The organism is Rhodococcus sp. AD45-ID (assembly GCF_003023755.1).
GTDB lineage: Bacteria > Actinomycetota > Actinomycetes > Mycobacteriales > Mycobacteriaceae > Rhodococcus_F > Rhodococcus_F globerula.
On sequence record NZ_PYHL01000001.1, the window covers coordinates 213025 to 227326 of the forward strand.

At 61.3% G+C, this 14302-nt stretch carries 14 protein-coding genes; 4 read left to right on the top strand and 10 right to left on the bottom strand.

The features are described 5' to 3' along the window. The first annotated feature begins 57 nt into the window (after window positions 1–57). Window positions 58–687 (top strand): LysE family transporter, encoded by a 630-nt coding sequence (locus tag C7T36_RS00895; protein ID WP_033230922.1) that lies wholly within the window; start codon window positions 58–60, stop codon window positions 685–687. A gap of 15 nt (window positions 688–702) precedes the next feature. Here C7T36_RS00895 and C7T36_RS00900 read toward each other — a convergent pair whose 3' ends face one another. The 7 genes from C7T36_RS00900 to C7T36_RS00930 all read right to left on the bottom strand — a co-directional run bounded on the left by C7T36_RS00900 (window position 703) and on the right by C7T36_RS00930 (window position 8218). Further along, window positions 703–1395, bottom strand: coding sequence for a DUF1345 domain-containing protein (locus C7T36_RS00900; protein ID WP_202025942.1), 693 nt, complete (start codon window positions 1393–1395; stop codon window positions 703–705). A 21-nt stretch (window positions 1396–1416) separates the two neighbouring features. Further along, entirely contained in the window at window positions 1417–2706 is a 1290-nt protein-coding gene (locus tag C7T36_RS00905) for a cyclopropane-fatty-acyl-phospholipid synthase family protein (RefSeq protein WP_045071058.1), read from the bottom strand. A 183-nt stretch (window positions 2707–2889) separates the two neighbouring features. Continuing rightward, window positions 2890–4404 (bottom strand): aminotransferase class V-fold PLP-dependent enzyme, encoded by a 1515-nt coding sequence (locus C7T36_RS00910; RefSeq protein ID WP_045070186.1) that lies wholly within the window; start codon window positions 4402–4404, stop codon window positions 2890–2892. Next, window positions 4394–5767, bottom strand: coding sequence for an MFS transporter (locus C7T36_RS00915; RefSeq protein WP_084703016.1), 1374 nt, complete (start codon window positions 5765–5767; stop codon window positions 4394–4396). Before C7T36_RS00915 ends, C7T36_RS00910 begins: the two co-directional genes overlap by 11 nt. A 113-nt stretch (window positions 5768–5880) precedes the next feature. Next, window positions 5881–6294, bottom strand: coding sequence for a hypothetical protein (locus C7T36_RS00920; RefSeq protein WP_033230925.1), 414 nt, complete (start codon window positions 6292–6294; stop codon window positions 5881–5883). Window positions 6295–6333: 39 nt separating this feature from the next. Continuing rightward, window positions 6334–6615: a hypothetical protein gene (locus tag C7T36_RS00925; protein WP_033230926.1), complete on the bottom strand. Its 282-nt coding sequence runs from the start codon at window positions 6613–6615 to the stop codon at window positions 6334–6336. Between the two features lie 340 nt (window positions 6616–6955). After that, the gene (locus C7T36_RS00930) at window positions 6956–8218 is read right to left on the bottom strand and encodes a multidrug effflux MFS transporter (RefSeq protein ID WP_308191100.1); all 1263 of its coding nucleotides are present in this window, start codon (window positions 8216–8218) and stop codon (window positions 6956–6958) included. 85 nt (window positions 8219–8303) lie between these two features. Here C7T36_RS00930 and C7T36_RS00935 point away from each other — a divergent pair, with 85 nt between their 5' ends. Then, complete coding sequence (locus C7T36_RS00935; RefSeq protein WP_084703018.1) at window positions 8304–8759, top strand: MarR family winged helix-turn-helix transcriptional regulator; 456 nt, start codon at window positions 8304–8306, stop codon at window positions 8757–8759. A 146-nt stretch (window positions 8760–8905) separates the two neighbouring features. Then, window positions 8906–9940 (top strand): iron-siderophore ABC transporter substrate-binding protein, encoded by a 1035-nt coding sequence (locus C7T36_RS00940; RefSeq protein WP_045070188.1) that lies wholly within the window; start codon window positions 8906–8908, stop codon window positions 9938–9940. 28 nt (window positions 9941–9968) lie between these two features. Here the strand turns inward: C7T36_RS00940 and C7T36_RS00945 are convergent, their stop codons facing one another. From C7T36_RS00945 to C7T36_RS00955, 3 genes are all read right to left on the bottom strand, one after another. After that, window positions 9969–10517 (bottom strand): GbsR/MarR family transcriptional regulator, encoded by a 549-nt coding sequence (locus C7T36_RS00945; protein ID WP_084703020.1) that lies wholly within the window; start codon window positions 10515–10517, stop codon window positions 9969–9971. Window positions 10518–10585: 68 nt separating this feature from the next. Next, window positions 10586–11770, bottom strand: coding sequence for a hypothetical protein (locus tag C7T36_RS00950; protein ID WP_045070190.1), 1185 nt, complete (start codon window positions 11768–11770; stop codon window positions 10586–10588). A gap of 47 nt (window positions 11771–11817) precedes the next feature. Continuing rightward, window positions 11818–13704 (bottom strand): glycosyltransferase family 39 protein, encoded by a 1887-nt coding sequence (locus tag C7T36_RS00955; RefSeq protein WP_084703055.1) that lies wholly within the window; start codon window positions 13702–13704, stop codon window positions 11818–11820. A gap of 112 nt (window positions 13705–13816) precedes the next feature. On the opposite strand from C7T36_RS00955, the gene C7T36_RS00960 reads away from it, so the two are divergent. Next, the gene (locus tag C7T36_RS00960; RefSeq protein WP_033230929.1) at window positions 13817–14269 is read left to right on the top strand and encodes a GNAT family N-acetyltransferase; all 453 of its coding nucleotides are present in this window, start codon (window positions 13817–13819) and stop codon (window positions 14267–14269) included. Window positions 14270–14302 lie beyond the last annotated feature (33 nt).

The following is a 14302-nucleotide window of genomic DNA, read 5'->3' on the forward strand; positions in this document are numbered from 1 at the left end:
CTTCGGAGTCCCGTCACCTTCACGGGCCGCACACCTTCCCAGCCGAAAGGCAAAAGTATGAGTTGGCACGTGTGGTTGGCATTCTTCGGCGCAAGTTGGGTGATCAGTCTGTCGCCCGGCGCCGGGGCAATCGCCTCGATGTCCTCCGGTCTGGCCGTCGGACTCCGTCGCGGCTACTGGAACATTCTCGGATTGCAACTCGGACTTCTCCTGCAGATCGGAATCGTCGCGGCCGGCGTCGGCGCGATCCTCGCCAACTCGACGGCGGCGTTCTCGATCATCAAATGGCTGGGCGTCGCCTACCTGGTGTATCTCGGAGTGCGGCAGTGGCGGTCCGCTCCCAGCGAGATAACCACCGACTCCGAAGCCGCGCGGCGCTCCGGTCCGATGATGATGGTGCGTGGGTTCCTGGTAAATGCCAGCAATCCCAAAGCCGTGGTGTTCATGCTCGCAGTTCTTCCGCAGTTCCTCGATCCGAACGCGCCACTGGTACCGCAGTACCTGATCATCGCGGCGACCATGTGCGCGGTCGATGTCGTCGTGATGACCGGATACACCGGACTTGCGGCTCGGGTCCTGCGGCTCATGCGGTCACCGAAACAGCAGAGAATCACCAACCGTGTTTTTGCCGGACTGTTCTTCGGGGCGGCAGGCTTCCTGTCGAGCATCGGCCGCGCCGCGGCCTGACCTACCGGTGTCAGCTCATAATCCGGCGATCAAATTGACTACCGACGCGACGATGACCGAGCCGAACAGATACGACAGCAACGCGTGGCCGAGCGCCATTGCCCGCATATCCGACGACTGCAAATTGGTGTCCGAGATCGCGAAGCTCATACCCACGGTATAGGCGACATAGGCAAAATCGCTGTACCGCGGCGGATCTTCCTGATTGAAGTCGATCCCACCGTCCGGACCTGTGTAGTACAACCGGGCGTATCCCAGAGCGAACAGCGTGTGCACCGCCATCCACGAAATGACAACGCTGATAACCGCAACCGACGCGGCGACAACTTGGTATCGACGGCCGTCAGGGGAAGCAACAAGCAGGAGCGCGATACCGACCAGGCTGGCCACCGCTGCACCGAGAACGAGAAGGTGTGCGACATTGCGTGCCGGTTCCTCACGAGTCGCGTGGCTGGCCGTCGTCACAGCGTCGAACGGCCACACCAGGATCCACGTCCAGACCGTGAACACCAGCGCCGCCACATTCCAGCCGATCAGAAAGGAGAATCGCGGAAAGCCCACCATCCACATGACAATTCCCGCGACAATGCCGAGCACCAGTCCCGCGGTGACTCGCAGTGCGGGCCCGGCACCCAAGCCGCTCTGGTTTCCCGGAATCGGCAAATCCTGCAATGGCTCGTTCACCCGCTCAGTCAACCATCGACGCATCGAACGCGCCCGCGATCCGGCTCAGCGATACCAGTTGCGCCGCGATCGCGGCATGCCACTTGATCCTCGTTCACCGGGTTTCACCGCCAGCACTTGATGAATGGTCAGTCGATGCGCCTCCTCGAAGCCGAGAGCGCTGGCCGCAAGGTACAACAACCACGTACGGACCCGCGCGTCGCCGACCTCGGCAACAGCAGCGTCCCAGTTCTCCCGCAGATTCGCCACCCACGCACGCAGTGTCAGCGCATAGTGTTCGCGCAGCGCATCACTGTCCCGAGTCTCGAATCCTGAACGCTCCAGAGCGTCAACCGTTTTACTCAACGGAAGGATCTCACCGTCCGGGAAGATGTATCTGTCGATGAAACCAGGAGCGTCGACAACCTTGTCCGGCAACGACTTCACCGAAGCAATGGCGTGATTGAGAAAGCGTCCCTCCGGCTTCAGTAACCCGTGCAGGTGTGCCGCATAGACCGGCAGGTTCGCCAAACCCACGTGTTCCGACATACCGATGCTCGAAATAGCGTCGTACGGGCCGTCATCCACGTCGCGGTAATCCTGCACCCGAACCTCGATATGTTCTGTCAATCCCGCGTCCGCTACCCGGGCCTTGGCGTACTCCACCTGTTCGCGGCTGAGCGAAACACCGACAACGTCGACGCCGTAATTCTGCGCCGCATGCAGTGCCATCGATCCCCACCCACACCCGACGTCGAGCAGGCGCATTCCCGGCTTCAAATCCAACTTCCGGCAGATCAGATCAAGTTTCTCTCGCTGCGCGTCCTCGAGTGACACAGTGCCGTCCGGCCAGTACCCGCACGAATAGACCATGCTCGGTCCGAGAAACAGCTCGTAGAAACGATTTCCGACGTCATAGTGGTGAGAGACAGTCGCCGAATCACGAGACTTGCTGTGGCGCTTCCCCCGTTTGGAGCGCATCTCGATCTCGGGTGGCGACGGCGGAAGCCCGACCGCGCCCAAGCCGACAAAAGTCACCACCGACCGGGCAATCGTGCGTGCCGACATTCCGGCCAGGCGATGCTCACCAATCCGCGAAATAAGATCCGGAACATCCAGCAGCGCAAAGATGTCTCCGTCGACGTCCAAGTCTCCAGAGACGTACGCCCGCGCCAAACCCAATTCGTTCGGCGAGTAGAGAACCCTCCGCAGCGCGCGTCGGTTCCGGAAAAAGACCCGGGCCGCTGCGTCGGGAGGGCCGGCTTGGGATCCGTCCCAACAGCGCACCTGGATTGGGAGTTCGATCCCCACCAATTCCTCGAACAGTGTCAGAACCTTGGTTGCGGCACCAGTCACCCATTCGTCCCTTCCCCGAAACGACAGCCTCCGATACTCGAAATCTACGCCCGGGACAGCGAAATTTCGCGGCATATGTGAGGTTTGGTGCATCCCCTTTCGGAGCGAACGTACCTTTCGGCGCGTTCACGGCGATGGATGTACCTTTCGCTCAAAAAGGAGGGTAGAGGACCATCAGCCGAATCAGGGTTCCACGAGACCAGCCAGGAATTCCACCAGCAGTCGCGTCGTGACCTCGCGGGGCAAGGACTCGACGGCGGCGAGGACCGCAGCCATGTCGAGGGGCGAGTCGCCAGTGCCCTTCGGATCCAGCCCCGCCGACACGAGCGCTGCCGCAACAGCCTCACTGGGCAATGTGCGAACATCGTCGACGCTTACGTCACCGCGCTCGAACGCGCCGGCCAGCTCGGCCAGCGCGGGCGGCGGTCCGGCCGCGGGAAGGCCCCGAACATCGTCGGCCCCCAACACCAACGCACTGGTCAGCTCACTCAGCACACTGTCCGTCACGGGCGTGATCGTGAGATGGGTGGTTCGCGGCAATGCAGTTCCGTCGTGTTGCGTCGACGCGGGTTGCCCCTGGAGCACAAACCCTCGAACGCCGACGGCGGTGGCCCAGCGATGTGGATCGACCTGCCGGTCCGGCGGCACTCCCCCATCCGCCGCTACTGCGAAGAGTGGGCCGACCGGCGTTCCGACGACGCACAAACCGTCGATGCGGTCAATCGTGTCCACGAGCGAGGCAGTTGCCCGGTGAGCGCGCGCAACCAGGTCGGCGTAACCCGATTCGCCCAGCACTTGGGTGATGGACCAGGCTCCGGCCAGGGCGGCAACGGATTTCGACCCCATCAGTGTCGGATTGACCACGGGATATCCGGGCCACGCTGTAAGCCCGAAGTACTGCTTGCGATGCAGATCACGCCCCCGGTACAGAAGAACCGACGCACCTTTTGGCGAGTAGCCGTACTTGTGTACGTCGGCCGAGATACTGGTGACACCGGGAACCTGGAAGTCCCAGGCCGGCAGTTCACCCCACCAGGGCAGGGCAAACCCTCCGATGCAGGCATCGACGTGAAACGGAACCGACTGTGTACGAGCAATTTCCGCGATCTCGACGATCGGGTCGAGAGCAGCAAACGGATAGCTCGGTGCCGACGCCACGATCAGCACCGTGTCGCTCCGCAGAGCCGATCCAATGTCGGCGGCGCGCACACGACCGGAATTTGGATCGACTGCGACGAGGATCAGTTCGAGTCCGAGTAGGTGCGCCGCCTTGTGGAAAGCAGCATGAGCGGTAGTAGGCAGGACTATCGATCCCTCTCCCGGCGGAAGTCCGCGCAGGTCGCGGGCGGCTTTGACGGCCAGCACACAACTTTCGGTGCCACCGCTGGTGACGTTGCCGATAACATCGCCATCTCCGTGGAGGAATCCGCGGACGAACCCGACGAGTTCTCGTTCCATCACCGCGGTGGACGGAAACACCGTGGGATCAAGCCCGTTGACGGGTTGTACTAATTGCGCTGCGTCCGTGGCCAACTGATCAAGCGCGGCCAGTCCGCTGTCGTACACGTAAGACAGAACTCGCCCACCGTGGGTGGGGGCGTCCTGTTCACGCAGGCTGCGGAGTCTCTCCAGCACTTCCGCAGACCGTTGCTCGATCGAGGTATTACCAAGAAAAGAGTTGGTGTCACTAGCGGTCATCGTGCTCCTGTTCACTGCTGTATGCGCGTAAGACGACAAGGCTGATCGCGACCAGAGCGGCCGGGGCCAGAGAGAATCCGAGGGCGATGCCGGTGATTGCGGAGTCCGGCTGGTCAACCGTCTCCCCTGCCTGCGAGGACACAAAGCCTGTCGACGCCAGAAACAGAAGGAACACTGCTGGTCCGAGTGCAAGACCAGCAGTCTCTGCTGCCGTCCAGATCCCGCTGAGCGAGCCGCCTCGTTGGCGTCCGCCGATGCGGGCATCGTCTTCGATTACGTCGGGAAGCATGGCCAACGGAAATACCTGCATTCCGGCGTAGCCGACGCCCGCCAGTCCGACCGCACCGTAGATCCACGCTCCGGCGTCAACTGCGGCGAACGCCAAAAGCAGTGTGGCGACAACAAAGACCGTCGATGCGACAACATATCCGCGGAGCTTGCCGTGGCGATGGGAATAGCGGTACCACAGCGGCATGATGACCAGCGCCGGGCCGACCAACGCCGCGAACAGCCCCGTGATGGCGTCTTCGTTCCCCATGACATACGTCGCGAGATACTGGGCACCGCCCAACATCACGGCCGTCGCGAGGGCTTGCAGGACAAACACGATCACGAGCAAACGGAACGATCGCGTACTGCGAACTGCGTCGAATCCGTCGCGATACTGCGAGAGCAATGAGCCCACCGGGGCATCGGCGCGTGTCACCGTGCGCCGCGCCGCGCCGAATACCGCCCAGAGCATTGCCCCGCACATCAACGCCGACACGCCCACGGCCATCACCAGATAGCCCGCAGCCCCACCTCCAGCAGCGTTGCGAAGCGCTGGTCCCCCGCCACCGATCACAAGAATTGCCAAGGCCAGTACCGCTATTCGGACGGACACCAATCGAGTGCGCTCGTGATAGTCGCCCGTCAGTTCTGTAGGCAGGGCGATGTACGGCACTTGGAACAGGCTGTAGGCGCTCGCTGCCAGCAGGAAAAACACCAGTACCCACACCGCGCCGACACCCGGGCCGGCTGACACCGGTGCAGCAAAGGTGAGTACGAAGAGCAACGGAAGGGCAAGCGAACCCGCCAACATCAGGGGTACGCGCGTGCCCGTTCGATGCGAACTTCGATCACTGACCGTGCCGATCAGCGGATCGACAAGTACGTCCGCAATCTTGGGAACAATTACTACCAGCGACGCCAAACCAGCCGCGACGCCCAAGGTGTCGGTGAGGTAGTACGCCAGTACCAATCCTGGCAGGACGCCAAAACCACCCGTCCCGACACTTCCCGCGGCGTAGGCGGCAACAACCCCCCGCGACAACCGTCCGCCCGCGCGGCGTCCGCTGCCCTGTATGGGCTTTTCTGTGGTCACCAATCACACACTAGATGGCGACGTGCATCCTCAAGAGCAAAAGCCGGGAGACACGGATAACTCGGAAAACACCTCGAGGCACCTTCTGCCGAGACGCTTCGAGCCTCGCTTGGTCAGTCCTCGGCATCCCAGGTGGCTACGGCCCAGATAACAATGACATCGAGCGCGATGATCAGGATCGACCAGAGCGGATAATGCGGAAGCCACAGGAAGTTCGCGATGATCGAGAGCGCTGCAATCAGGATCGCAGCGATACGCGCCCACGTGGCAGCCATCATCATTCCGATGGCAATCGCGAGGCCAACGACGCCCAGGGCTATGTGAATCCAACCCCACGTCGTCACATCGAATTCGTAGACGTAGTTGACCCCGACAACAAAAAGGTCGTCGTTCGCGACAGCCGAAATCCCTTGAAGGAGAGAAATGATGCCGACAATGAAGAGAAGGGCTGCTGCTGCAAAATTTGTGCCGGTCGCGATGCCACTGCGCACCGGATGAGCGTGTGACGGTGACGATGTGTCGGTCATATTCTTGCCTCTCGCAGAAGGAGATGTCGACGATGAAAGTTAGCGATCGGTGGAATGCGCAGCGTTGCTCGAAGTCCGGCGGTACCACTGCCAGCCTGCGGTGATCAGGACAGCTCCGACCAGCGAGCCGATGATTCCACTGGGACGCAATGAAAGTCCGTCACCCGCAATCAGACTCACGAGCAAGCCGCCGACCAGCGATCCACCAATTCCCGCGATAAAAGCGAAGGGCCAGTCCAATCGTCGGGTGTTGCCACCGAGAATCAACTGGGCACCCGCTCCGATGACGGTTCCGAACAAGATCATTCCGATGATGAGCATGAGGCAAAGCCCTTTCAGCTAGGCGTACTCCGCGAACCGAACACGACGCTTTCGCGCAATCTTTCCCATATGTCCGTTTATCCGTCGGTGAATTGAGCAAAATCCGCTGACCGCCTTGCTTCTACCTGCACTGTTCTCTCGCGCACTTCTGCATCGCGCACTTCTACTTCGCGCACCTCTACTTCGCGCACCTCTACTTCGAGGAAACGGGTAGCTGAAATGTATCCGGCCACTGGCGGTCGGACATCACCCGCTGAGGGTGATATTTCGACTCCTTCCACGTAAAAACCGACCCGGGACTGGTGGTGTCCCGGGTCGGCTGTGGCGAGTTCGGCACAGATTACTGCGCGTCTGCTGAAGCCTTCCCTCTCGTCAGGGCAAGCGCCGACAGCGCGATGAGCGCACTGACGACCATTGCGATGGCCATAGGCAGGGCGGTGCCCTCCCCGCCGATCCCGACGAGCGGGGAAATCGCAGCAGCGAGCAGGAACTGCAGCGCACCAAGCACTGCCGATCCGGTACCGGCGGCCTGCCGCGCCTCACCGAGCGCCAAGGTTGTGGCGTTGGCGATGACAAGGCCGAGGCTGGCCATCGTGCACCACAACGCGATCAGAGTGATCCACAGAACGGGCCCGGCAAGCGCATTGATCAGCATGCCTGCCGAAAACACCGCGAGCAACGTGAGACCGATCCGCAACGTCACCCGGTCACCTAGTTTCGCGACAACCCCGCCGTTGGCGACGCTGAAGATCACAAGACCGACCGCGTTGACGGTGAAAACAACTGTGTACCAAGCAGTGGAGAGTCCGTGCACATTCTGCAGGACAAACGGTGACGCAGAGATGTACGCAAACATGACACCAAAAGCGAAGGCGTACGCGAGGGTGAACCCGACGTACCGGCGGTTCCGCAGAACGTTTCGAGCCTCACCCAGCATCGCGGCAGCGCCGCCGGTGGTGCGCAATTCCTTCGGGAGCGTTTCCGATACCAATGCAAGGACGCACACGAACATCAACGCGGACAGCACTGTCAGAACCCAGAACACGCCACGCCACCCGAAATTAGTGACAACAACACCGCCGAGTAGCGGCGCGATTACCGGTGCTACTGCGTTGATCACCACGAGCAGGCTGAACAATTTTGCCGCAGCGGCACCGCGGGCACGATCGGAGATCACCGCGCGGCCCAGGACAATTCCCGCCGCCCCGGCAAAGCCCTGCACAAAGCGCGCTGCGGCCAGAAGTTCGATGCTCGGCGCCAGTGCGGCGCCGGCACTGAAGACGGCGCAAGCCGCAGTCCCGATGAGAAGTAGTGGCCGTCGACCGTACCGATCGGAGAGCGGGCCGAACACAAGTTGCCCAAGGGCAAGGCCGACCAGGAAGGTCGTGAGTGTCAGCTGTACGGCTGATGCACTGGTATCGAACTCCACCGACATCTCAGGGAATGCCGGCAGATACATGTCGATGGCCAGTGGTGCCACAGCCGCCAACAGAGCCAATGTGGCGATGATCTTGGCGGGTAGATGTGTCGCGTGTCCCGCGTCCGACACAGACACCGGGTCGGACTCCACCATGGTGTCTGCTTCCTGCACGTGCTGTTTCACATTGATCCTTCATCCAGTTTTGCACTACGGCTATATCTAGAAATAGATATAGATTTATATATATCTTAACGTCTAGACTGGGTTCGTGTCCAACAAATCGGTTGCAACAGATGACGATGTCCAGCGCTTGGCACATACGGCGCGTTCGGTGGTGTGGGCATTGCGGCGCTTCGGCGAGAAGGAGGCGGGCTTGTCCCGACTCCCCCATTCCGAGATCGAAGTCCTCCGCGTAATCGAGGAACATCCCGGCAGTACGGTGTCGGAGATCGCGCGCGCCTTGAACTTGCAAAGCAGCAACGTCAGCACAACGGTTCGCCGACTGGTGGACCAAGGCCTACTCGAAAAGCGATCCGATCCCAGCGACGGACGCTCGTTCCGCCTGCACCAAACCCCAGTGGCCACCCGCAACAACCAGAAGATCGACCAGATGTGGGCCGACGGCATTCGAAGCCTCTTGGCGGGAATGGATCCCGACGACGCGGCCAAACTTGTCGACGCGGCGCCACTCCTGGCCCGCCTGGGATCCATGCCGACGGACTGAACAACCGGTGCAGGCGGTCTGAACTTTCAATTGACTTGAAAGTTCAGGGAAGGCTAGCCTATGCTTCCTGTGCGCTAGTCCATCTTGCTCGGCGATCCACGAGAGCCACAAGAGCACTCCGGCGCCTCGACACCGAAAGGCTCTTCATGCGATACGCCCCCGTGCGATCCCTCCGCCGGTCTGCGCTCCTGAGTGGACTTGTCATCGCCGCCCTGGCAATCGGCGGTTGCAGTACCAGTAGCAGCGACACCACCGACACCAATACCGGCAACTTCGAGACCGTCACTATCGAGCATGCTCTCGGCAAGGCAGTCATCACCGAGAAGCCGGAGCGGATCGTCACGCTCGGCATGGGTTCCGCCGAGACAGTCATAGCGCTGGGTACCATTCCCGTCGGCGTCGAGAAATATTCATGGGGCAGTGACGAATCCGGCTACCTCCCCTGGGTTCACGAGGCAGTCACCGAACAAGGCGGTGAACTCCCCGAGCAGTTCACCGGCGGAGCCGATCTGAACATCGAAGCGATCATCGCTCTTGATCCCGATCTGATCCTCGCACCATGGTCCGGTATCACCCAGCAGCAGTTCGACTCCCTCAACGCCTTTGCACCCACCGTTGCGTACGAGGAAAGCCCGTGGACCATCACATGGGAAGAGCAGATCAACGTGATCGGAAAGGCCATGGGCGAAACCGGGAAAGCCACCGCCGAGATCGACAAGATCAAAGACCAGTTCGCGAAATCGTCTGCAGCACATCCCGATTACGCAGACGTAAGCTTCTCGTTCATCTACAACACCGGCCCAGGAACACTCGGCGTGTTCTTCGCCGAAGAGCAGCGTGTTGCCATGGTTCGCGGACTGGGCTTGCAGGTTGATCCCGTCGTGAACACGCTGACCGAGTCCGAAGGTACCGATTCTGCAGTGATCGGCCTCGAGAATGCCCACCTCCTGAACAATTCGGATCTGCTGTTCACCTTCTACTCCGATCCCGCGAACCGGGCCGAAATCGAAGCGCAGCCCGCCTATCAGCAGATTCCGGCCGTCGCACGAGGAACTATCATCGCCCCGACGGACCAGCCTTTTGTGACGGGATCATCGATGATCAATCCCTTGACCGTCCCGTGGTCACTCGAGCGCTACGCACCGATGATCGACGAGGCAGTCGCAAAACTGAACAAATAAATCCGGCGAGACCCGCAGGGCCCGTACCTTATTCAGGTGCGGGCCCTGCTCTATCTTGTCCTGCCTCGTCCCGAACTGCCTCGTCCTGAACTGCCCCGTCCCGCACTTCCTTGAATCGAGCCCATTCACTGCCCAGCATGCGATTGTCGATGATCCAGCCCATGTAGTCGCGCATGTTCAGCACACGAATGTAGGCGGGGCCGTTGGGGTTTGCATACTGGAGTGCCTCGGTCGCGAGCGTGCGCTGATTCTCGAGGTACTGGTGCTCGTTCTCGAGGAAGCCGCCCCACACGTCGGAATCCATGACGTAATAATGAGTTCGATCGCGAGGCTTACGAACGAGCTTCACAAATCCACGATCGATAAGCCGTCGAATGTAGTTGGAGACAGATCCACGACTGGTGTCGAGAGCAATGGCCAACTCCTCGGCACTGACTCCCGGAGATTCACTGATGAGCAGATAGCCGGCGATCCGGCCCTCGATGCGAGCACCACCGCCCGACTGCCAATACGTCGCAAACTGGTCGATGAACCACGCGGAAAAGTCCCCACCCCGCGCCGGGCTGACGTCGCCCATTTTTTGTTGCCTCCAGCTAGTCGAAGCGGCAAATACCCTCTGATTCTGCCAGTTCCATCGAACCTTCCCTAGCTCGGCGCAATTTCGAGACCGGGTGACGTCGCAATCAACTCGAGTTGCTCGATTACCAGCGGCGACACAGTGTGCGTCACCGTTCGCACAACAACAGTCTCGCCGGACGGATGCTGGACGGCCACCGAACTTGTGCCGGGGTTCTCGGTGCGACTGATCAACGTATCGTCGGGCAGGATTACGGCGTTCTCGAGCAAGCGGAATTCGTTCCGGGTAATCGAGATTTGCAGGTTCGCTGCCGCACCCGGCGCGCTCACGACAACGTCCCCACACAGGCCGCTGCCCGAGTCGTCTGGCACCAGCGAACCCAACGGACGGTCAAGCGTGACGCCGGTTGTTCCGAGCCACCGCCATCGCTCGTCAAGTACGGCGTTGAGCCTCGACACGTCGTCTTCGTCCACCCCACCCTCGTCCATCACCGTGAGAATGCCACAGAATGTCGCCGGCGGAATATCTTCTGTCACAGCAAAACCTGGCGCGAGAGCGACGTCGACCAACTCGTCCGTCGACAGGACTTGCGCGTCCGATCCGTCAAATCCGGTTACCGAGGCGAAGACGCGACTGACACCGGGGACGTAGACTACGACAAAGTCCTGAGCATATGGACTGGCAGCGCCTTTCGCCTCGTAGAAGTCGAGAACTGTTCCGTCGGCACGCACTTCACGCCGATCTACGGAACCTTCGACACACGACGGAATCGGTCCTGTCCATTCTCGAACATCCACCGAGACCGTTGCTCGCGCATCACCGCGGGCTATGTCACCAAGTGCAGTGGTCGAACCACCGAGGGTCAATTCCTCCGCCGATTCGGGCGACCGGGCCTCGCCGAAGTTGTGCACTGGCGGAAATATGAAGGCGAATCCCGGGTCTTCAAGTCTGGCGTCCACCGGTAGTGCCTCAGTCACCGCCCTACGCATCGCGTCTGCTTTCGACTTGGAGAACCACGGATAGTCAGGATCGTTGTACCCGGGGTCGTCACCCCCGATCGTGGCGACCAGAAAACTCTTCACCTCCCCGGCCGCTTCGACGGATTCACAACCGGGAATCGCAGCCGGGCCGTCGTCCTGCGTCAGGCGCGCCGCACCGGCGCCCAGCAGCACGACCACCGCGATAAACGCGGTGTCGCGCCACGTCCATCGTTGACGCCGATCCTTCGGCAGACGCTCCTCGGTTCCAGGCATTGTTCGATCATGACCGACAGTGTCCGGCGACCGGGCACCTGCCCTGCCTAGTCGGCGTAGCCACTGAGGTCGTAAACCGTTGCATTCCCGACGGTTGTGCCTTCGAAATTGGCTTCCACCCAGGCTTGGATTGCACTCGACGTACTGTCACCGCCGCCGCGGCCACCGCCCTGACCACCAGCGACGTAATAGTGGACATCGCCGTTCGTGACATAGGAGATGAACTGGTCCAACGTGGGTGCTGGGTCCGAACTCCAACCACCGGTCGCCATCACGGCAGTATTGCTCGCCAACTCGTACGTCGCGGCACTCTGCGACCCGTTGGTTGCTGCGGACCAGCGGGTGCCTGCGCCGATCAGCATGGCTGTCAGCTCGGAACTGTTGGCACCCGTACCGGCCGATGGGGTCGGCGCAATTGAGACGGCACCGGCCGGGCCGGCCGTGGGGATAGATCCACCGTGAGCTGTTGCTGCGGTGGCGATTGAGTACGAGGCTGAGCCTCCGATGCCGGCCAACGATCCGACGACCAGCCCCGCGATCACCAACTTCCGGAACCGATTCCTGGCGCCGAGGAGAATCAGTGCCGCGCCGACGACAGTCCCTGCCAGTACGATCCATTCGAGAGCCGGTAGCCAGTCGGAATTGCGATGCAGGAGAACCCAACTCCAGATTCCCGCAGCAAGCATCATTGATGCCAGGCCGAGTCGCCCGATCCACCGCGACCGTTCCAACCACAATGCGTAGCCGCCGGCTGCGATCATTCCGGCAATCGCGGGAGCCAACGCCACGGTGTAGTAGGGATGGATGGTGCCGGACATGTAGCTGAAGATCAGCCCCGTCACCAGGAACCAGCCGCCCCAGACGATCATCGACGCCCGCAACAGATCGGTTCTCGGGGCACGACCACGCGCTATCAGTCCGAGAACAAGTGCAATCAGCGCAGCGGGGATCAGCCACGAGATCTGAATTCCCATCTCACTTCCGAACAACCGATCGAGGCCCGTGCTCCCGCCGAAGCTCGAACCTGCAGCGCCGCCACTCATTCCGCCGCCACCGCCACCGGAATTCCCGAAGATCCGACCGAGCCCGTTGTACCCGAGGACAAGGTCCATGACGCTGTTGTTGGTCGAGCCCCCGATGTACGGCCTCGAATCTGCGGGCCAGAGCCACACGGCCAGCACCCACCACCCGGCCGCCAGGATCACCGCACCAACACCGATCGCAAGGTGCAGAACTCGGGCGCGCAACCTGGCCTGTCCGGCAACCAGATACGCCAGGCCGAACGCGGGCAGCACCATCAGGCCCTGCAGCATCTTGGTGAGGAATGCAAAGCCGAGAGCAATGCCGGTGAGAGCAATCCACATCGCGGCGCGTCGGCCCACCGACGTCTCGACTGCTCGAACCACCCAGTAACCCGCCAGTGTCATCAGGAGCACTAACAAGGCATCGGGATTGTCGAACTTGAACATGAGCGCAGCGGCGGGTGTTGCCGCGAGAACGGCGCCCGCAATGAGCCCCGCTGTCGGAGTCGCGACGCGTTTCACTGCCGCGTAGACGAGCGCAACCGAACCAACTCCCATCAACGCCTGCGGCACAAGCAGACTCAGGCTCGAGAATCCGAAGATTCGTCCTGACAACCCCATTACCCACAGCGACGCGGGTGGTTTGTCGACGGTGATGAAGTTGGACGTGTCCAGCGATCCGAAGAACCAAGCTTTCCAGTCCTGCGAACCTGCCTGAGCCGCTGCCGCATAGAAGGTGTTGGCATAACCACTTGCGCTCAGGTTCCACAGGTAGAGAACTGCGGTGCCTACGAGAAGCGCAGTCAAGGCCGATGCGGCGCCGCGGGTACGAATCCACGACTGTGACGGGCCGCCGTGATGGACAGAGGGCGCCGGCGGCCGCGTCGGCGCCGGATTCAGAACTGCGGTCATCATGAGTCCCTTCACAGGTGGTGATATTCACTACCTTCGCGCGCGGACCCGCGACGCCACTGCACAGTGGCTGCGAGATTCCTGTGAACTCGAGATGACCTAGGGTGATGCCGTGGACTCAACAGGCGCCAACATCGTGAAGATTCGACCCTATCGGCCCTCCGACGAGGATGCCGTCATCGAATTGTGGTCGCAGGCATCAAAACTCGCACACCCCTTTATCGACGGCGAGGGCGAAGGTGCACGTGAGGCGAAGATGCGCGACATCTACCTCGTGAAGGCAGACAACTGGGTTGCCGAAACCGACGAGCAGGTTGTAGGCCTGCTCGGCCTACTGGGAGCCGAGATCGGCGGCCTGTTCGTGTCACCACAGGCTCAACGACTCGGAATCGGGCGGCTGCTCGTCGAGCATGCAACGACACTGCACGGAGCGGTAACGCTCGAGGTTTACGAACTCAACGGATCGGCACGACGCTTCTACGACATCATGGGTTTCGAGGAAACGGGACGCTACACCGATGCCGAGACCGACCACGTTTTGATCCAGCTTCGCCTGACGACCTGACGGCCGAACCCACACATGCTCTCATGGCCGCCC

Bases quoted from the DNA above. Each gene is read 5' to 3' on its own strand.
- C7T36_RS00895 (WP_033230922.1), top strand. From the start codon at position 58: ATGAGTTGGCACGTGTGGTTGGCATTCTTCGGCGCAAGTTGGGTGATC.
- C7T36_RS00900 (WP_202025942.1), bottom strand. From the start codon at position 1,395: ATGCGTCGATGGTTGACTGAGCGGGTGAACGAGCCATTGCAGGATTTG.
- C7T36_RS00910 (WP_045070186.1), bottom strand. From the start codon at position 4,404: ATGACCGCTAGTGACACCAACTCTTTTCTTGGTAATACCTCGATCGAG.
- C7T36_RS00920 (WP_033230925.1), bottom strand. From the start codon at position 6,294: ATGACCGACACATCGTCACCGTCACACGCTCATCCGGTGCGCAGTGGC.
- C7T36_RS00925 (WP_033230926.1), bottom strand. From the start codon at position 6,615: ATGCTCATCATCGGAATGATCTTGTTCGGAACCGTCATCGGAGCGGGT.
- C7T36_RS00940 (WP_045070188.1), top strand. From the start codon at position 8,906: ATGCGATACGCCCCCGTGCGATCCCTCCGCCGGTCTGCGCTCCTGAGT.
- C7T36_RS00945 (WP_084703020.1), bottom strand. From the start codon at position 10,517: ATGGGCGACGTCAGCCCGGCGCGGGGTGGGGACTTTTCCGCGTGGTTC.
- C7T36_RS00950 (WP_045070190.1), bottom strand. From the start codon at position 11,770: ATGCCTGGAACCGAGGAGCGTCTGCCGAAGGATCGGCGTCAACGATGG.
- C7T36_RS00955 (WP_084703055.1), bottom strand. From the start codon at position 13,704: ATGACCGCAGTTCTGAATCCGGCGCCGACGCGGCCGCCGGCGCCCTCT.